General features: G+C 61.7%; 19 protein-coding genes. 12 read left to right on the forward strand and 7 right to left on the reverse strand.

The genetic code is table 11. From position 1 onward, the window contains the following. Positions 1-74: 74 nt before the first annotated feature. The 5 genes from RA19_RS14220 to coxB form a co-directional block, all read right to left on the reverse strand. Positions 75-884 carry a cytochrome c oxidase subunit 3 gene (locus tag RA19_RS14220; RefSeq protein WP_039163677.1) on the reverse strand — a complete coding sequence of 270 codons (810 nt, stop codon included), beginning with the start codon at positions 882-884 and terminating at the stop codon, positions 75-77. Between the two features lie 23 nt (positions 885-907). Further along, complete coding sequence (locus RA19_RS14225) at positions 908-1495, reverse strand: cytochrome c oxidase assembly protein (RefSeq protein WP_039163679.1); 588 nt, start codon at positions 1493-1495, stop codon at positions 908-910. Further along, positions 1495-1659 carry a hypothetical protein gene (locus RA19_RS14230; protein ID WP_039163681.1) on the reverse strand — a complete coding sequence of 55 codons (165 nt, stop codon included), beginning with the start codon at positions 1657-1659 and terminating at the stop codon, positions 1495-1497. Before RA19_RS14230 ends, RA19_RS14225 begins: the two co-directional genes overlap by 1 nt. Before the next feature lies 1 nt (position 1660). Next, positions 1661-2602, reverse strand: coding sequence for a heme o synthase (cyoE, locus tag RA19_RS14235; RefSeq protein WP_039163764.1), 942 nt, complete (start codon positions 2600-2602; stop codon positions 1661-1663). Between the two features lie 96 nt (positions 2603-2698). Next, positions 2699-3544: a cytochrome c oxidase subunit II gene (gene coxB, locus RA19_RS14240; protein ID WP_039163683.1), complete on the reverse strand. Its 846-nt coding sequence runs from the start codon at positions 3542-3544 to the stop codon at positions 2699-2701. A 193-nt stretch (positions 3545-3737) separates the two neighbouring features. Between coxB and tldD the strand changes: the two genes are divergently transcribed. The 5 genes from tldD to RA19_RS14265 all read left to right on the forward strand — a co-directional run bounded on the left by tldD (position 3738) and on the right by RA19_RS14265 (position 11195). Next, a complete protein-coding gene (gene tldD / locus RA19_RS14245) occupies positions 3738-5159 on the forward strand; it encodes a metalloprotease TldD (protein WP_039163685.1) in 1422 nt (473 codons plus the stop codon). 240 nt (positions 5160-5399) lie between these two features. Further along, a complete protein-coding gene (gene dprA / locus RA19_RS14250; protein WP_039163687.1) occupies positions 5400-6584 on the forward strand; it encodes a DNA-processing protein DprA in 1185 nt (394 codons plus the stop codon). 201 nt (positions 6585-6785) lie between these two features. Next, positions 6786-9407: a type I DNA topoisomerase gene (gene topA, locus RA19_RS14255; protein WP_039163689.1), complete on the forward strand. Its 2622-nt coding sequence runs from the start codon at positions 6786-6788 to the stop codon at positions 9405-9407. A gap of 436 nt (positions 9408-9843) precedes the next feature. After that, positions 9844-10566: a CoA transferase subunit A gene (locus RA19_RS14260; RefSeq protein ID WP_039163691.1), complete on the forward strand. Its 723-nt coding sequence runs from the start codon at positions 9844-9846 to the stop codon at positions 10564-10566. Then, positions 10566-11195: a 3-oxoacid CoA-transferase subunit B gene (locus tag RA19_RS14265; protein ID WP_039163693.1), complete on the forward strand. Its 630-nt coding sequence runs from the start codon at positions 10566-10568 to the stop codon at positions 11193-11195. Before RA19_RS14260 ends, RA19_RS14265 begins: the two co-directional genes overlap by 1 nt. A gap of 198 nt (positions 11196-11393) precedes the next feature. Here RA19_RS14265 and RA19_RS14270 read toward each other — a convergent pair whose 3' ends face one another. Beyond that, entirely contained in the window at positions 11394-11822 is a 429-nt protein-coding gene (locus tag RA19_RS14270; protein ID WP_241479071.1) for a hypothetical protein, read from the reverse strand. Between the two features lie 186 nt (positions 11823-12008). Next, the gene (locus RA19_RS14275; RefSeq protein WP_082020536.1) at positions 12009-12827 is read right to left on the reverse strand and encodes a lytic transglycosylase domain-containing protein; all 819 of its coding nucleotides are present in this window, start codon (positions 12825-12827) and stop codon (positions 12009-12011) included. 357 nt (positions 12828-13184) lie between these two features. Here RA19_RS14275 and RA19_RS14280 point away from each other — a divergent pair, with 357 nt between their 5' ends. From RA19_RS14280 to RA19_RS14305, 7 genes are all read left to right on the forward strand, one after another. Then, positions 13185-13379, forward strand: coding sequence for a Flp family type IVb pilin (locus RA19_RS14280; protein ID WP_039163697.1), 195 nt, complete (start codon positions 13185-13187; stop codon positions 13377-13379). A gap of 306 nt (positions 13380-13685) precedes the next feature. Next, positions 13686-13880, forward strand: a complete 195-nt coding sequence (locus tag RA19_RS14285; RefSeq protein WP_039163697.1) for a Flp family type IVb pilin — start codon at positions 13686-13688, stop codon at positions 13878-13880. 82 nt (positions 13881-13962) lie between these two features. Then, a complete protein-coding gene (locus tag RA19_RS27020) occupies positions 13963-14139 on the forward strand; it encodes a hypothetical protein (RefSeq protein ID WP_193748278.1) in 177 nt (58 codons plus the stop codon). 141 nt (positions 14140-14280) lie between these two features. Then, entirely contained in the window at positions 14281-15138 is an 858-nt protein-coding gene (cpaB, locus tag RA19_RS14290) for a Flp pilus assembly protein CpaB (protein WP_039163699.1), read from the forward strand. 214 nt (positions 15139-15352) lie between these two features. Beyond that, positions 15353-16759, forward strand: a complete 1407-nt coding sequence (locus RA19_RS14295; protein ID WP_039163701.1) for a type II and III secretion system protein family protein — start codon at positions 15353-15355, stop codon at positions 16757-16759. Between the two features lie 16 nt (positions 16760-16775). Beyond that, a complete protein-coding gene (locus tag RA19_RS14300; protein ID WP_039163703.1) occupies positions 16776-17405 on the forward strand; it encodes an OmpA family protein in 630 nt (209 codons plus the stop codon). Between the two features lie 154 nt (positions 17406-17559). After that, complete coding sequence (locus RA19_RS14305) at positions 17560-18789, forward strand: AAA family ATPase (protein WP_039163768.1); 1230 nt, start codon at positions 17560-17562, stop codon at positions 18787-18789. The last annotated feature ends 21 nt before the right edge of the window (positions 18790-18810 follow it).

The following is an 18810-nucleotide window of genomic DNA, read 5'->3' on the forward strand; positions in this document are numbered from 1 at the left end:
CCTTGCGCGCCCCGTGTGTGACTTCATGCCTGCGGATAATCAACCGCAAACATGTAACCATTACAAACCGCCCGTTACAGGCCGGAAGTGCCCCAGATGTAGACAGCCACAAACAGGAACAGCCAGACGACGTCCACGAAGTGCCAGTACCAAGCTGCAGCTTCAAAGCCGACGTGCTGTTCGGGGGTGAAGTCGCCCTTCATTGCGCGGATCAGGCAAACGGTCAGGAAGATGGTGCCGATCACAACGTGGAAGCCGTGGAAACCGGTTGCCATGAAGAAGTTCGAGTAGAACTCGTCTTCGCCGAACTTCCAGCCTTCGTGCAGCAGGTGGGCGTACTCGTAGCCCTGCAGGAAGGTGAAGGCGATGCCGAAGGCGATACCGATGGCCAGGCCCTGGATCAGCGCCTTGCGGTCGTTGTTGTGGACTAGAGCATGGTGCGCCCAGGTCACGGCACAGCCGGACAGCAGCAGGATCAGGGTGTTGATCAGCGGCAGGTGGAACGGATCAACTGCATAGATTTCCGGCGCCACATATTCGGTGCCGACATAAGTCTCCATCGGGTACATGGCGTGTTTGAAGAACGACCAGAACCAGGCGAAGAAGAACATCACCTCGGACATCACAAACAGGATGAAGCCGTAGCGCAGGCCGATGCGCACGACCGGGGTGTGATCGCCGATCTTGCTTTCAGCAACAACTTCGGACCACCAGGCGAAGGCGGTGTAGAGAACTGCCACAAAGCCGATCCAGAACGGCCAGGCAGTGATGCCCTTCATCCAGAGAACCGCGCCAACCAGCATGACGAAGGTGCCGACCGAAGCAGCCAGCGGCCAGATCGACGGCGGCAGAATATGAAAATCGTGATTTTTAGCGTGCGCCATTTAAGTGTCCCTCACCTAGCGGCCTAGTTCGTGGTTGTGCCTGCCCCGGTGTTTTCCCCGGTGTCGAGGGCTGCGTATCCCTCGGGCAGATCGATTTCATGGAACGTGTACGACAGTGTGATCGTATGCACGTATTTCGCGTCCCGGTCCTCGATGATTTCCGGGTCAACATAGAAGGTCACGGGCATCTGCACCCGCTCCCCTGGCTGAAGCACCTGCTCGGTAAAGCAGAAGCAGTCGATTTTTTCGAAGAAATAGCCGGCTTGATACGGCGCCACATTATAGGACGCCTGGCCCGCAACCGGGCGGTCGGTCGGGTTATAGGCCTCGTAGAAGGCAAGCCCAGTTTCACCCAGCTTGATCTCCATCTCGCGCACGACCGGCTTGAACTCCCACGGCATGCCGCGCTGTTTGGAACCGTCGAAACGCACCTTGATGGTCTGATCCAGAACCGTGTCGGAGCCGCCATTGGCCACCTGGGTGACGCCGCCAAAGCCGGTGACCCGGCAGAACCAGTCATAGAACGGCACCGAAGCCCAGGAGAGGCCGCCCATCAGGACAACCACGCCGACCAGCTGGACCACGGTTTTCTGGGGACCCTTCAGTGCCATCAGTTCTGTTCCTCCTGTGCACCTGGGAACTTGAAGCTCGCCGAGGTCACCTTGACCATAGTCAGCGCCATGATCAGGACCACAAAGGCAGCCAGCAGGATGCCGACGCCCAGGTTCAAGCCCGAGCGGCGCTTGTGGAGTTCATGGTCCTTGCGCAATGCCATGTTACCAGCCTCCCAGCCCGTAGGGCTTCAGCAGGGCCTCGGCCAGAATCGCGCCGAAGTGCAGGAAGAGATAGAGCAGCGACAGTTTGAAGAAGCTGCGCTCCACCTTGAAGTTGTCCGCCTCGGAGTCGTCCTCATCCCGGCGGGTGATCTTCCAAGCACCGTGCAGAAACAGCGCGTTCAGCACCAGGGCCACGGCCAGATACAGCGGGCCGCCGATGCCGGAGAAAGCGGTGCCAACGGCCAGCAGAGCCAGCAGCACGGTGTAGGCGAGGATGTGGATGCGGGTGGAGCGGCGGCCGTGGGTCACGGTCAGCATCGGCACGCCTGCATCGTCGTAGTCCGAGCGCATGAACAGCGCCAGCGCCCAGAAATGCGGCGGCGTCCACATGAAGGTCAGAAGGAACATCAGCCAGGGCTCAACCGACATGGTGCCGGTGGCGGCGATCCAGCCGATCACCGGCGGGAAGGCACCCGCGGCGCCGCCGATCACAATGTTCTGCGGCGTCGCCCGCTTGAGCCACATGGTGTAGATCACTACGTAGAAGAAGATGGTAAAGGCCAGGAAAGCGCCTGCAAAAACGTTGGCGGCCAGGGCCAGCATGATCACCGACAGGCCGGACAGCGCCAGGCCCAGTGCCAGCGCCTCGCCCGGCTCGACCTTGCCAGCCGGGATCGGGCGGCCCTTGGTGCGCTTCATCACCTTATCGATATCGGCATCCCACCACATATTGAGCGCGCCGGAGGCGCCGCCGCCGATGGCGATGAACAGGATGGCGCAGAAGCCGACAACGGGGTGCACGCCAACCGGAGCCGCCAGCAGGCCGACCAGCGCGGTGAACACGACCAGCGACATGACGCGCGGCTTCAGCAGGGCGAAATAATCGCCGAAGCTGGCCTCGTCTTCATATGCACGGCTGGCGTTGATGCTTGCGTCGGTCATCTTGCGTCCTTTGGCGGCAACAGGTGCGCATCGCTGCGCACCCTGGTCTTTTTGCTGTGTCATATGGAGCTCCCTAGAGCTCCATATAGCCGGCTATCAGTTCGAGGCGACCTGATAGGCCTGCGGGGTGCCCGCGTATTCGTCGATCGCGCCTTTCAGCCAGGCGTCATACTCTTCCTGGGTCACGACCTTGACGGTGATCGGCATGTAGGCGTGGTCCTTGCCGCACAGCTCGGAGCACTGGCCGAAGTAGATGCCTTCTTTGCCTTCGTCGACTTTGAACCACAGCTGTGCCAGGCGGCCCGGAACGCCGTCCTGCTTCACGCCGAAGGCCGGAATGGTCCAGGAGTGGATCACGTCAGCCGCAGTCACATTCATCACGATGGTCTTGCCCGAGGGCACAACAACCGCGGTGTCGGTGGCCAGCAGGTACTCGTCCTCGGCATAGCCGTTTTCGGCCAGCTGGTCTTTCGGCAGCAGGAAGCTTTCAAAGCCGAACTCGTGGTCCTCGTATTCATAGCCCCAGTACCACTGGTAGCCGGTCACCTTGATGTTGATGTCGCCTTCCGGGATTTCCTGCTGGGCAAACAGCTGCGGCAGCGAGAAGGAGCCGATGAACACCAGTACCAGGATCGGGATGATGGTCCAGGCGATCTCGATCGGGGTGTGGTGGGTGAACTTGGCCGGGGTCGGGTTGGCGCGGCGGTTGAAACGCAGGATCGCCCACAGCAGCAGTCCGGCCACGAAAACGCAGATCACGGTAATGATCACCAGGATCATCCAGTCCAGCCGAACGATCCCGTCCATCAGCGAGGTTGCCGCCGGCTGGAAGTTCAGGCCGCCGTCAACCGGCTTACCAATGGTTTTCAGGCCTTCTTGCGCCATTGCTGGAAGGCTCGAAAGGCCGGCGAAAAGGCCCGAAAGCATCAAAGCGTTTTTCATGTTCTGTCCTGATCGTTTGATCGCATGTTCTGGCAGCAGCACGAAATCGGGGAATCAATGATTCCACAAAACGCACCTGCCCCGTTGTCTTTGACGCCGCTTAAAATCATATTCGGGGACACAGATAAAGAGGCAGCCAAGCGTCAAACCGTCGCTTTCTTGATTTAGATCAAAAAAATCTGAGGACCGTGCCATGGAAAACCCAGCCTTCCGCCCTTTTGAAACTGCGCTTCCCGAAGATGAGGCCCTGGCCACGCTGCGTGATGCGCTGAACGGGGCGGAGGACGGAGAGATCTTTGCCGAGCGCCGCAAATCCGAGGCCTTGTCCTTTGACGACGGGCGGCTGCGCAGCGCCAGCTATGATGCGTCCGAAGGTTTTGGCCTGCGGGCGGTAAACGGCGATGTTGCGGGATATGCCCATTCCACCGATGTCTCGATTGCGTCGCTGAAGCGGGCGGCAGAAACCGCCAAGCTGGCAGTGGGGACCGGCGGCGGCACCTATTCGGATGCGCCGCAGGCCACTAACACCAAGCTCTACACCGATGCCGACCCGATCAGCGCCATGCCGTTCCCGGTCAAGGTGGAGACCCTGCGCGAGATCGATTCCTATGCGCGCGGCGTGGACAAACGAGTGGTGCAGGTCTCCGCGTCCCTGGCCGCCTCGCTGCAGGAGGTGGAGATCCTGCGCGCCGACGGAGCCCGCGTCAGCGACATCCGCCCGATGGCGCGGCTGAACGTGTCGGTGATCGTCGAGAAGGACGGCCGCCGCGAGAGCGGCTCGGCGGGCGGCGGCGGACGGCTGGGCCTGGATGGCCTGGTCGATCCCAAGCACTGGCAGGCGCAGGTGCAGGAAGCGCTGCGGATCGCATTGGTAAACCTGGATGCGGTTCCGGCACCCGCCGGCGAAATGGACGTGGTGCTTGGCCCAGGCTGGCCGGGCATCCTGCTGCACGAGGCGATCGGCCACGGGCTGGAGGGCGACTTCAACCGCAAGGGCTCGTCTGCTTTTGCCGGGTTGATGGGGCAGCAGATTGCCGCCAAAGGCGTCACAGTGCTGGACGACGGCACCATCCCGGACCGGCGCGGGTCAATCACCGTGGATGACGAAGGCACGCCGAGCCAGAAGACCACGCTGATCGAGGACGGCGTGCTGGTCGGCTTCATGCAGGACCGCCAGAACGCGCGGCTGATGGGTGTCTCGCCCACCGGCAACGGGCGGCGGCAAAGCTATGCCCACGCGCCGATGCCGCGGATGACCAACACCTATATGCTGGGCGGCGAGGCCGATCCCGGCGACCTGGTTGCGGGCATCAAGGACGGGATCTGGGCAGTCGGCTTTGGAGGCGGCCAGGTGGACATTACCAACGGCAAGTTCGTGTTTTCCTGCACCGAAGCCTACCGTGTGAAAGACGGCAAGGTCGGTGCCCCGGTCAAAGGCGCGACGCTGATCGGTGACGGCGCCACCGCGCTGAAACAGATTCGCGGCCTCGGCAATGATATGGCCTTGGACCCAGGCATGGGCAATTGCGGCAAGGCCGGCCAATGGGTGCCGGTGGGCGTTGGCCAGCCCTCGGTGCTGATGGGCGGGCTGACGGTGGGCGGCTCGGCAGCATAGCCGCGCACGGCAAGATGCAACCGAGTTAAAAATCTAAGCCTCCGGCCCGGATTCTTACTGTTTCCGGGCCAGAATGCCCTTTGCAGACGGGTAGGTGCGGCCCGCAGAGGAAGCATAATTTCCCATTCATCTTGGTTACTTAGAAAAATTTTCGGCGTATTTCTAAAAAACCGCCCCGCGTTCACCACCTGTTAACCAGCCTAGGGTTAATTCTTGTTCTGCAAACAGGCGGAGCTGCGGATGACTGAAGAAGCATTTTCTTCCACTCACCCCCCACTCCCACCCACCACGGAAGATACGCAGTATTCCTGGCTTCGTCTGTTGCGCTCCAAGCGGGTCGGCCCGGTGATGTTCCACCGGCTGCTCGCCGAACATGGTTCAGCGCAGAACGCGCTGGATGCGCTGCCTGAAATGGCACGCTCCGCAGGTATCAAGGGGTATGAAACATGCCCTGCCAGTGCGGTGGACGCCGAAATTAAGGCCGCAAAAGCCGCCAAAGCGCGGCTTTTGTGCTTTTCGGACCCTGAATACCCCCGGCTTCTTCGCGGTCTCAAAGACGCACCACCCTTGCTTTGGGCCATTGGCACCCTTTCAGTGCTGGATAAGCCGATGATCTCCCTCGTCGGGGCACGCAATGCCTCATCGCTGGGACTGCGCATGGCCCGCGCACTGGCGCAGAACCTGGGAGAGGCCGGCTACACCGTGGTTTCGGGCATGGCCCGCGGCGTCGATACCGCAGCCCATCAGGCCGCGCTTGAGACCGGCACCATTGCAGTCCTCGCCGGGGGCGCTGACGTGATCTACCCGGCGGAAAACACTGCTCTTGCGGCGCAGATCAGTGAAACCGGCCTGCGCCTGTCCGAGCAGCCAATGGGCAAAACACCCCAGGCCCGCGACTTCCCCAAGCGCAACCGGATAATCGCCGGCATGGCCCGCGCTGTTGTGGTGGTGGAGGCCGCGGCAAAATCCGGCAGTTTGATCACCGCCAGGGATGCCTTGGACTATGGCCGCGAAGTGCTGGCGGTGCCAGGCCATCCGTTTGACGCCCGCTCGTCCGGCTGTAACCGGCTGATCCGCGACGGCGCTGTTCTGATCCGCGATGCTGCGGACGTGCTGGAAGCGCTGCCGCCAATGGAACCGGCCGCCGACGCGGCCCCGGCGCCGCAAGACAGCCTGCAGGACGTGCTGGCGGCGCTGCCTGCGCCGCCGCCCGAAAAACGCAGCCTGGCCGATACCCACGCCTTGCACCAGCAGATCCTCGGCCGTCTGGGCCCCTCCCCCACCCCGGAGGCAGAGCTGCTGCGCGATCTGGCGCTGCCGCCGCAGGAGCTGGCGCCCGCGCTGACGGATCTGGAACTGGAAGGCGCAATTACCCGTCAGCCCGGCGGCCTCCTGTCCAGGGCTCTGCCGGAGGAGAAGGACTGACGCCGATTGCCCTGCTTCAGCTGTACCGGCAAAGCTCTGGACCGGATCCGGAATGCCCCTCCCCGCAGCCGCCGCAACACCAGCGCAAACAGCGATTTTACCACCGCGTCCATTACGCCCGGATTGACAATCTCCCCTTGCGCCCCACATCTTGCCCCGCCATAGAACCCGCAGAAGCGGTCCGAAGAGGTATCAGAATTAATGCCAGTTGTTGTTGTCGAATCCCCGGCCAAAGCGAAAACAATCAATAAATACCTGGGCTCCGGCTATACGGTTCTGGCGTCTTACGGGCATGTGCGCGACCTGCCGGCCAAGGATGGCTCGGTCGACACCGACAACGATTTCGGCATGACCTGGGAGGTCGGCAATGATTCCCGCAAGCATGTGAAGGCCATTGCCGACGCGCTGAAAGAGGACAATGCGCTGATTCTCGCCACCGACCCCGACCGCGAAGGCGAAGCGATCAGCTGGCACCTGCAAGAGGCGCTGACCAAGCGCCGCTCGATCAAGAAGGACACGCCGGTCAGCCGGGTCACCTTCAATGCGATCACCAAGGAAGCCGTGACCGAGGCGATGCAGAATCCGCGTCAGGTCGACATGCCGCTGGTCGAGGCCTATCTGGCGCGCCGGGCGCTGGACTACTTGGTGGGCTTCAACCTGTCGCCGGTGCTGTGGCGCAAGCTGCCTGGCGCACGCTCAGCGGGCCGGGTGCAGTCGGTCTGCCTGCGCCTGATCGTCGAACGCGAGATGGAGATCGAAGCCTTCAACCCGCTGGAGTACTGGTCAGTGCGCGCCCAGCTGGGGACCCCGCGCGGCCAGGAATTCGAGGCACGCCTGACGGTGCTGGGCGGCGAAAAGCTCGACAAGTATTCGCTGAAAAATTCTACTGCTGCCGAGCTGGCAGTGCAGGCGGTTGCCTCGCGCAGCCTGTCGGTGCTGTCGGTCGAGGCCAAACCGGCCGCGCGCAACCCCTCTGCGCCTTTCATGACCTCGACCCTGCAGCAGGAAGCCAGCCGCAAGTTCGGCATGGGTGCGCGCCAGACAATGAACGCGGCGCAGCGGCTATATGAAGCTGGCCTGATCACCTATATGCGGACTGACGGCATCGACATGGCGCCGGAGGCCGTGCAGGAGGCCCGCGCCGAGATCGAGAAGCGCTACGGCGCCGAATACGTGCCGTCCTCTCCGCGGATCTACAAAAACAAGGCAAAGAACGCCCAGGAAGCGCACGAGTGTATCCGCCCGACGGATATGAGCCGTGATGCCGCAAGCCTGAAAGTTAGCGACGACGATCAGCGCAAGCTTTATGACCTGATCTGGAAGCGAACCCTGTCGTGCCAGATGGAAGGCGCCCGGCTGGAGCGCACCACCGTCGACATCGGCTCGGACGACCGCCAGGTGGTGCTGCGCGCGACCGGCCAGGTGGTGCTGTTCGACGGCTTCATGCGTGTCTACGAGGAAGGCCGCGACGATGTCTCGGATGAGGACGACAAGCGTCTTCCCCAGATCATGCAGGGCGAGGCGCTGAAATTCGCTTCCTCTTTGGCGGCGCAGGCTGACAAGGCTGGCAAGGACGCTTCGGTGATCTCCGAAGACGGCGCCGTGCTGGCGCTGCAGCACCACACCCAGCCGCCGCCGCGCTACACCGAAGCCACATTGGTCAAACGGATGGAAGAGCTGGGCATCGGCCGCCCCTCGACCTATGCATCCGTCATCACCACCATCCAGGACCGCGAATACGTCCGCAAGGAGAAAAACCGCCTGTTCCCCGAGGACAAGGGCCGGATCGTCACCATCTTCCTGCTGAACTTCTTCCGCAAATACGTCGGTTACGAGTTCACCGCAAACCTGGAGGAAGAGCTGGATGACGTGAGCGCGGGTGACCGCAACTACAAGGATCTCCTGGGCCGGTTCTGGCGTGATTTCTCGGCGGCAATTTCGGAGACTTCCGACCTGCGCATCACCGAAGTGCTGGATGTGCTGGACGACGCGCTGGCGCCGCAGCTGTACCCTCCGCGCGAGGATGGCACCGACCCCCGCAGCTGCCCGAAATGCGGCGCGGGCCAGCTGCACCTGAAGACTTCGCGCACCGGCGGCTTTGTCGGCTGCGGCAATTATCCGGAATGCAATTACACCCGCCCGATTTCAGGCGAAGGGGCCGAAGGCTATGAACGCATCCTCGGCGAAGACAACGGCGACGAGATCCACCTGAAATCCGGGCGGTTCGGACCCTATGTGCAGCGCGGCGAAGCCACGCCGGAGAATAAGAAGCCGCCGCGTTCCTCGCTGCCCAAACAAGGCAAGGACTTCCTGCCCGGCTGGGGGCCCAATGACGTCACGCTGGAGCAGGCGCTGACGCTGCTGACTCTGCCGCGCGAGATCGGCCAGCACCCGGACGGCGGCGCCATCCAGTCCAACCTGGGCCGGTTCGGACCTTATATCGCGCACCAGCTTCCGGACGAGGAGAAACCCGTCTACGTCAACCTCAAAGAGACATTGGACGTCTTCGAGATCGGCATGAACCGGGCAGTGGAGATGCTGGCAGAGAAGCGCGCCAACCCCGGGCGCCGCGGCAGCCGGGCAGCGGCAAAACCGCTGAAGGAACTGGGCGAGCATCCGGAAAGCGGCGGCGCAGTCAACATCATGGACGGGCGTTACGGGCCTTATGTCAAATGGGAGAAGGTGAACGCCACCCTGCCCAAGGACGTGGAACCTAAGGATGTGACCATGGAGATGGCCGTGCAGCTGATTGCGGAGAAGTCCGGCAAGAAGGGCACCAAGAAGAAAGCCGCTCCGAAGAAAAAGGCTGCGGCTAAAAGCTGACCTTCCGCCCAGCCGCAACAGATGCACTCCCGCCGGCTCCAGGCGCATTTCATGCGCCCTCGCCGTTGGGCCCGGCGCCGCTGACGCGGCGCGGCCGCAGACCGCAACTGTTTCACAGCGGGTCAAGGGCGGCGCAGCCGCCGCGCAAGCGGCTTGCCCTTGACGCGTTGAGAAACAAAGACACACTTGTACTTGCTCTCTAAGGGCGCATTTGCCCTTAGAGAGCTTCTCAGCTGAAGCTCTTGCGCCGCGCAGCGGCGCCACGCCCAAGCCTGATGGCTGAATTGCCGGAGGCAAGTCCGCCAGGAAGGCGCGGGAGCCCTCCCTCCCCTGCGCCGCAAGCCTCTCCGTAGAAATACCTGCCCGTCTCCGTATTCATTGACTCTCCCACGGGCCAGGGCCAGAAATCCTGCAACCGGCATATTGGGAGAACTCCATGAAAAAGGTATATTCCAGCGCCGCTGAAGCACTCGACGGGCTGCTTCACGACGGCATGTTCATCGCCGCAGGCGGCTTTGGCCTCTGCGGCATTCCTGAGCTTCTGCTGCAGGCGATCAAGGACGCGGGCACCAAGGACCTGACCTTTGCCTCCAACAACGCGGGCGTCGATGACTTCGGCATCGGCATCCTGCTGCAAACCCGCCAGGTGAAAAAGATGATCTCCTCCTACGTGGGCGAGAACGCGGAATTCATGCGCCAGTACCTGAGCGGCGAACTGGAACTGGAGTTCAATCCTCAAGGCACATTGGCCGAGCGCATGCGCGCCGGCGGCGCAGGCATCCCCGGCTTCTTCACCAAAACCGGCGTTGGCACCGTGATTGCCGAGGGCAAGCTTGAAAAACAGTTCCCCACCGGGCCGGAGGGCGCCATGGAGGACTACATCATGGAGGAAGGCATTTTTGCCGACCTCGCGATCGTCAAGGCCTGGAAGGCGGATGAGACCGGCAACCTGGTGTTCCGCAAGACCGCCCGCAACTTCAACGCACCGGCCGCCACCTGCGGCAGGATCTGCGTTGCCGAAGTGGAAGAGATCGTGCCGACCGGCTCGCTGGACCCCGACTCGATCCACCTGCCCGGAATCTATGTGAACCGCCTGATTCAGGGTGATCACGAGAAACGCATCGAACAGCGCACCGTCCGTCAGAAGGAGCAAGCATAATGCCTTGGGACCGCAATCAGATGGCGGCACGCGCCGCGCAGGAGCTGCAGGACGGCTGGTATGTGAACCTCGGCATCGGCATTCCGACCCTGGTCTCCAATTACATCCCCGAAGGCGTCGAAGTGACCCTGCAGTCGGAAAACGGCATGCTTGGCATGGGCCCTTTCCCCTATGAGGGCGAAGAGGACCCGGACCTGATCAACGCCGGCAAGCAGACCATCACCGAACTGCCGCAGACCGCCTATTTCGACTCGTCGCAATCCTTCGCCATGATCCGCGGCGGCAAGATCGCCATGGCGATCCTGGGCGCGATGGAAGTGGCCGAAAATGGCGACCTGGCCAACTGGATGATCCCCGGCAAGCTCGTCAAGGGCATGGGCGGCGCCATGGACCTGGTGGCCGGCGTTGGCCGCGTGGTGGTGGTGATGGACCACACCAACAAGCACGGCGACAGCAAGGTGCTGAAGGAATGCACCCTGCCGCTGACCGGCAAAGGCGTTGTCGACCGCATCATTACCAACCTGGGGGTTCTGGACGTCGTCGAAGGCGGGCTGAAGATCGTCGAGCTGGCCGAGGGTGTCAGCGAGGACGAACTGCGGAACGCCACGCAGGCAGCCATCGTCGGCTGACCCGCCATTCATTGCTGACAGCATTGGCCCGGCTGCACCAGCAGCCGGGCTTTCTTTTGGCGTCCGATGCGGCTTTCACCGCGGCCCGCGGGCATAGGCGCCGATCGCTAGGGCTGCAAGCCGGCCATCAAGAACTGCCTGCCTGACAGCCGCTCACGTGGAAAGGCCCGCCGGGTTTCCGGCGGGCCTTTGTCCGTTTCAAGCTTCGGCTGCTCCGCCCGGCCGGGGCCGGGGCCGTAATGTGTGCCAAACAGCACCCTCGGCAGGATTTACAATTTCCCACATATAGACCCGCTTGTCGTACCAGTTCACGATCTTTTCCTGACCTTTTTCAAACACCACGACGCAATAGCTGCCGTCACCAGGGTCGCAGCTGTCCCGGCCCAGCCAGCTGACCAGAACCGGATCGACCAGATGCCGCTTGAGCAGAACCTCGGCCTTGACTGCCTTGCCAGAGACATAAAGCCCGCCGCCAAACAGCACCGCGGCCAGCAGAATAAAGCCAGCGGCCGAAAAATTCCGGAACGGGTTTGCCTTTGCAATCCCAGGAGCGAAAGCCACAAACACCAGCCGCCCGAAGAACCCGACAAAAGCGATGACCGCAATCAGTGTGAATGTGCTGCTCAATTCCTTGGAACCGGCAGCAATAGCCGCCGGATCAATGCCTAGTTCCAAATTTGGCCTCCAATGACTCGGTTTCAAACAACCGCACTGAAAGCAGGCGATTCAGGCAGAAAAATGATCGCCAAGCTTCAACACCGGAAAATTTCCGAAAAACCTGCCTCCATTGAGCTGCAGGCAGCCAGCAGCCGGCTACTGCATGACACGGAAGACGCAACCGTCAGAGATCAGTTCCGGCGGTGTCAGGCACAACCCGCGGGCCACCTGATAGGCCACCAGGACCTTGGGCACATAATCCCTCGTTTCGGCAAAGGGCGGCACTCCCTGATGGCTGCGCACCGCGCCTTCGCCTGCGTTATAACCTGCCAGCACCAGAATCGGGTCGCCGCCGAACTCGTCCATCAGCCAATCCAGGTAGCGGATGCCGCCAGCAATGTTCTGCTGCGCCTCCAGGGCATCGCCGACTCCGAAGCGGACGGCCGTATCCGGCATCAGCTGCATCAGGCCCTGTGCCCCCGCGGAACTGACGGCATCTGCCTTGCCGGCGGATTCGACTGCGATCACTGCCAGCACCAGCGCCGGCGACACCTTTGTGCCGGCGCTTTCCATTAGAATCTGCACGCCGCGTTCCTGCGCGATCTCCTGCATCAGTTGCAGACGCGGAGCCGCCAGGTCCTTGGCGCCGCTCAGCGTATGCAAGGCCTGATCCAGGCGGCCAGGTCCCGAAGCCTCGATCCCCGGTGCAATCTTGTCCCAGAACCAACCGTAGCGCCCGGCAGGCGCGGATGGATCCCCCGCGGAGGCCTCTGCCGGCTGGGCTGCCTCCGAAGACTGCTGATGGCCGGGCCCCGGTTCAATCTGGATCGTGATGCGCTTGCCCGTTCCGGGCCCCGGCGGCTTGATCCGTTTCGCCTCGAATTCAGGAAAGGGTTTGGGCTGCTGCTCCTGCCCTTTGGCTGCAAAGGGCATGGCACAGGCTGCCAGCGCCAAAACTGCGTTGCGATAGCACATTGCTTTGCCTGCCAATGGTTTCTCTTTGCGCCAGACTCGGAGACTTGACCTGCAAATGCCAGAAAATCCGCGCCGGAATCTGGCGTATTCGCCATATTTGCCCCGGCCTGGCACGAAAATATCACGGGGCGGCAGGCGGTAACGAAAAATTAATTTAGCAAAATCAATACGCTACCCAAGTTCTTTCCGAAAAGTAAAAATTGGGCGGCATTTTCCGGCTTTCAGCCCAAATCCTGCCACGCTGCACTGGCTATATGTACTCATCCAAGCCGGACAGTGGTCGAGCAGGTGAGAGAGCAGACCCTGGCGAGATGGCGGGATAACGTAAATTCTGAGATCCTTTGGAGGGACCAAGACATGATCAAATTCTTCAAAAACTTCCGCAAAGAAGAATCCGGCGCCGTGACCGTGGACTGGGTTGTTCTGACCGCAGCTGTCGCCGCTCTGGGCGGCGTGGTCTACACCGCCATCGAAGACGGTGCTGACGACCTGACCGACAAAACCAGCACCTTCCTGGGCAAGCAGGACCCGAACACCGCGACCACCAGCTAATCCGGATTACGGAATTCTATCGAAAATCAGGCCGCCCTGCTCGCAGGGCGGCCCTTCTTGTTCTTGAGGTGTCCGGTCAATACCGGAACGGGTTTCTGGCAGCAGCCGGTCACGCCACAGGCCTGACAATTTTATTTTCGCAATTTCCGGCTATGGGGCGAAATGTCCAGGATTACGCCAAATTAACGCCCCATTCATAAAGCTTAATGACTTCATCACCTGACGGGGCGCCCAATGAGAGAGAGCGGGCAAACTTCCCTGGCAGGGCTGATCTCAGAACCAATTTTCCTTTGGAGGGACTAAGGCATGATCAAATTTTTCAAAAACTTCCGCAAAGAAGAATCCGGCGCCGTGACCGTGGACTGGGTTGTTCTGACCGCAGCTGTCGCCGCTCTGGGCGGTGTGGTCTACACCGCCATCGAAGACGGTGCTGACGACCTGACCGACAAAACCAGCACCTTCTTGGGCAAGCAGGACCCGAACACCGCGACCACCAGCTAATCAAAGCTGCCTAGGCTGTGCCTTGACTGGTTCAAGGCACAGCTTCCTTTAACCTTTCGGTTTACACAGTGAGGCCCAGATCATGAAAACGCTATGGTCCTACCTGGCAAGCGATGACGGCGCGGTAACTGTCGATTGGGTCATTCTATGCGCTGCAGCGGTCGGGCTGGCTGCCTTGATTGCAGCCTCGATGGAAGACGGCGCCCTTGGGCTGGCCAATTTGATTGCGTCTTATATGACCAACTGGGATTTCGGCTGACGGCGCGCGAATCGCGCCTCCGCCTCCCCGCCCGCCGTCGTTGCGGCCCGGCAGAAGCCGGCAGTTTTCGCCGAAGTTAAAATTTCCACACAGCCGGTTCTGCTTGCGGAACTCCGGCTCATGTTGATGAGAGGTAACACAATGCGTGCAGTTTTCGGGCTTGTACTGATTGTCGGTGTCGCCCTCGCCGGCGGCGCCGTCATGATGGCCAAGAAGTACATTTCGGCATACCAGAACGAGCTGGCACGGGAACGCGCCGCCAGAGCGGAAACCGTGCCGACCGTGGATGTGTTCGTCGCCACCAAGCCGCTGAAATACGGCGAACGCCTGTCCAAGGAAGCGGTCCGTGCGGTGCGCTGGCCCGAGGATGCAATTCCTGAGGGCGCCTTTACCAGCATCGAAGCTCTGTTTCCGCCGGAAAGCGGAGACAAACAGCGGGTGGTGTTGCGGGCGATGGAGAAAGATGAGGCGGTTATGGCCGTCAAGGTCACCCGTCCCGGCGAGGATGCCGGCATCACCTCGCGGCTGGCTCGCGGCATGCGCGCCTTCGCAATCAAAGTGGACGTATCCTCCGGCGTTTCGGGCTTTTTGCGCCCGGGCGACAAAGTGGACGTCTACTGGACCGGCATGATGCCGGACGCCTCCATCAGCCGCGGTGAAGTAACCCGTCTGATCCAGACCAACGTGGAGCTGGTCGCAGTCGACCAAAGCGCAGGCGGCGACATCAACGAGGCGATTATTGCACGGACGGTCACTGTAGCGGCCCTCCCCGAGCAGGTCGCCACGCTGACCCACGCCCAATCCACCGGGCGGCTGTCGCTGGCCCTGGTCGGCGCGGGGGATGACACCATCGCCGCAGTTGTGGAAGTGGATCAGCGCAAACTGCTTGGTCTGGGTGCATTGGAAGCGCCGCAGCAGGTAGAAAAGGAAAGGGTCTGCACCATCCGCAACCGCCGCGGCGCCGAAGTTGTGGAAATCCCGATCCGCTGTGCCGACTAAGAAATCTATTTCAGCGCAAGCTGTTAGCAAGATCAGCCGCACTTCTACCGGAAGCGCGGCTGATTTGCCTGTTGCCCTTGCCCCACAATGGATTCCGCTTAGGAAAGGCTGCGAAGCCATTGATTCTTGCAAAAATTCGGGATCTGAACCACAGTGGCCGAAAGAGCGGGCAAAAAGACCCGGATTTTGAGGCGTGATCGGAAAGGCAGGTCACATGGCAATTCGACGGTTCGTGGCGGCGGCCCTGATGGGGCTATCGCTTATTGGCATGCCGCAGGCGGATGGGGCATCGGCGCAATCCTTGCGGGTAGTGAAAAAAGGCACGTCGGCGACGCTGGACGTGCCGATGAACCGCGCGGTTGTAGTGGAAAGCGAAACCCCCTTTGCTGAGCTCAGCATCGCCAACCCCGGGATCGCAGATATTTCTTCGCTGTCCGACCGTACCATCTACGTGCTGGGCAAATCCCCGGGCCTGACCACGCTGACGCTGCTTGACGGCTCCGGCCGGCTGATCACCAATGTGGACGTGCGGGTGGCAGCAGATGTCACCGAGTTCAAGCAGCGCCTGCGCCAGATCCTGCCCAACGAGAAGATCGAAGTGCGCACCGCCAATGACGGCATCGTACTTTCCGGCACCGTCTCGAGCGCGGCACGGCTGCAGCGGGCGCTGGACCTGGCCGAGCGCTATGCGCCGGAACGGGTCAGCAACCTGATGGCTGTAGGCGGTGTTCAGCAGGTGATGCTGAAGGTCCGGTTTGCCGAAATGCAGCGCTCGGTCTCGAAATCGCTGAGCGCCTCTCTGGGCTTCAACGGCGGCACAGGCAACGGCCGCACCGGCGGCGTCAACACACTGAACAACTCCGGTGCGCTGGCCAACTCTCTGGCCGGCAATCTTCCGGCCGCCAACGAAAACACCGGCGCCTTCCTGTTCGGCTTTAACGCGGGCTCCGTCCAGGTCAGCCTGCTGCTGGAAGCGCTGGAGCAAAAGGGCGTTGTCCGCACTCTGGCTGAGCCCAACCTCTCGGCCCTGTCAGGGCAGGAGGCGAAATTCCTGGCCGGCGGCGAATACCCGGTGCCGGTTGCGCAGGTTGACGGGTTGATCACGATTGAATTCAAGCCTTTCGGTATTGAGCTGAATTTCATTCCCCGGGTGGTCGACGGTGACCTGATCAATCTGGAACTGAATGCTGCAGTCTCGGCCATTGATCCGGCCAACTCTCTGACATTGAACAACTTTACCATCGATGCGTTCTCGCGCCGCGAGACCTCGACCACGGTTGAGCTGCGCGATGGCGAAAGCTTTGCCATTGCCGGGCTGATCAGCGACGAATTCCTCGACAATTCCGCGCAGCTGCCTTGGCTGGGCGACGTCCCGGTACTGGGTGCCTTGTTCCGCAGCGCCGATTACCAGCGTGAGCAGACCGAACTGGTCATTATTGTCAGCGCTCATCTGGTAACCCCGACCCGCGGCGAGGCGCTGACCCTGCCAACCGACCGGGTGGCACCGCCAAGCGAGCGCGACCTGTTCCTGTTCGGGCGCACCGCCCGCACCAAGAACGGCCCCGCCGCCGAAGTGGCCAAGCAGGACTTCAACGGCTCTTACGGCTACGTGCTGGACTGATAGAGGAGAGGCACCGATGATCAGAACCGCTGCAATTCTCGGCCTTGTCCTGACCGCTGCCGCCTGCGAGCGGGAAGCCGGGCGCGAACTGAACCGGAAAGGGGAGTTCGGCGAGGCAACCCTCAATAATGCAGCGGTGATGAGCGGTGAGCGCAACTATGCCATCCAGCTGGCAAGCCGGTTCGCCAAGGAAGTGCCGACAACCATCAACTTCGACTTCGACAGCTCCCGTTTGGATGCGGAGGCGCGCGCGGTGCTGGACCGTCAGGCCCTGTGGATCAAACAGTTCCCGGAAGTCCGCTTCCGTGTCTTTGGCCACACCGACGCAGTGGGCAGCAACGCCTACAACAAGGCGCTTGGCCTGCGCCGGGCCCGGTCGGCGGTGAACTACCTGGTTTCGCGCGGCATCAGCCGCCGCCGCCTCGAAGCCGTTGTTTCGCATGGCGAGACCCAGCCGCTGATCCCGACTCAGGACCGGGAGCGCCGCAACCGGCGCACCGTCACCGAGGTGAGCGGCTTCCTCAAGCGCCACCCTTCGGTGCTGGATGGCAAATACGCCCAGATCATCTATCGTGAGTATCTGGAAAGCGCAGTGCCGGAAACCACCCTCACCGAGCAGAAGTCGCTGCGCCGCGAGCTGGAGTAACTGGTTCTGCGGCCCTAGCGCGGCCAAGGTATTAACAATTCCCTATATTTGGGGCTTTTTGGCCCCAATGTCGCCCAGATTGCCATCGACATTGTTTCCAAGAGGCGGACTGTGCCCAAAGCGCTGTCCGTCCATGTGAACAAGGATGATGGCGATGAGCAGCGGAATGCCGCAAACAGAGACACCTGCGATTGTTGCCTGCACGATCAGCCGTGACGTGCAGAACTTCGACCTCCTGATCGAGGACATGGAAACCGCATTGGGCGAAGCCTGGGGAGATCTGGGCTTTACCGAAGCACTGGCCTTCTTCGGCCAGCCCGAGGCGGAACCGCTGCAGTTTGTTGCTCTGGCCATCGACAGCTCGGACGAAGGCGACCTGCCGCTGATGGGCGAGATCATCACCCAGGCCAAGGCGCGCGGCATCAAGGTGATCCTGATTGCCGAAGACGTGACCCCGGCCGCGCTGCACACGCTGCTGCGCCAGGGCGCGGATGAATTTGTCCCCTACCCGTTGCCGGAGCAGGAGCTGCAGGCGGCCATCGACCGACTTCAGGCACCTGAGCCTGAAACCGTCCCGAACCCGCATCAGCTGCAATCCGGAAGTCAGCGCGAAGGCGCTGTCATCGTCTGCCACGGCCTGGCTGGCGGCACCGGTGCCAGCACAATGGCAGTTAACCTGGCCTGGGAGCTCGCCGCGCTCAGCGAGCACGAAGAGCCCAGCGTCTGCCTGCTGGACCTGGATCTGCAGTATGGCTCGGTCTCGACCTACCTGGACCTGCCCCGCCGCGAGGTGGTGATGGAGATGCTCAGCGAAACGGACAGCATGGACGAAGACCTGTTCGGGCAGTCGCTGCTGCCGTTCCAGGAAAAGCTGCAAGTTCTGACTGCGCCTGCGGAAATGGTGCCGCTGGATCTGGTCTCGCCCGAAGACATCACCCGTGTGGTGGAAATGGCACGCAGCCACTTTGACTTTGTTGTCATCGACATGCCGCACACGCTGGTGCAATGGTCCGAAACCGTGCTGAACATGGCGCATGTGTATTTTGCGATGATCGAGCTGGACATGCGTTCAGCCCAGAACGCGCTGCGCATGAAACGGGCGCTGCAATCCGAGGATCTTCCCTTCGAAAAGCTACGCTTTGCCCTGAACCGGGCCCCGAAATTTACAGATCTCACCGGCAAAAGCCGGGTCAAGCGGATGGCGGAAAGCCTCAGCATCTCGATCGACCTGCAACTGCCCGACGGCGGCAAGCAGGTACTGCAGAGCTGCGACCATGGGCTGCCGCTGGCTGTTTCGGCCGCAAAGAATCCCTTGCGCAAGGAAATTGCCAAGCTGGCAGCCTCGCTGCATGAGCTGGGCCGGACTGAAGCCGAAGCCGCCTGAGCGGCTTAATCTGGGGGTGAG

The organism is Leisingera sp. ANG-M1, assembly GCF_000813745.1.
Lineage (GTDB): Bacteria > Pseudomonadota > Alphaproteobacteria > Rhodobacterales > Rhodobacteraceae > Leisingera.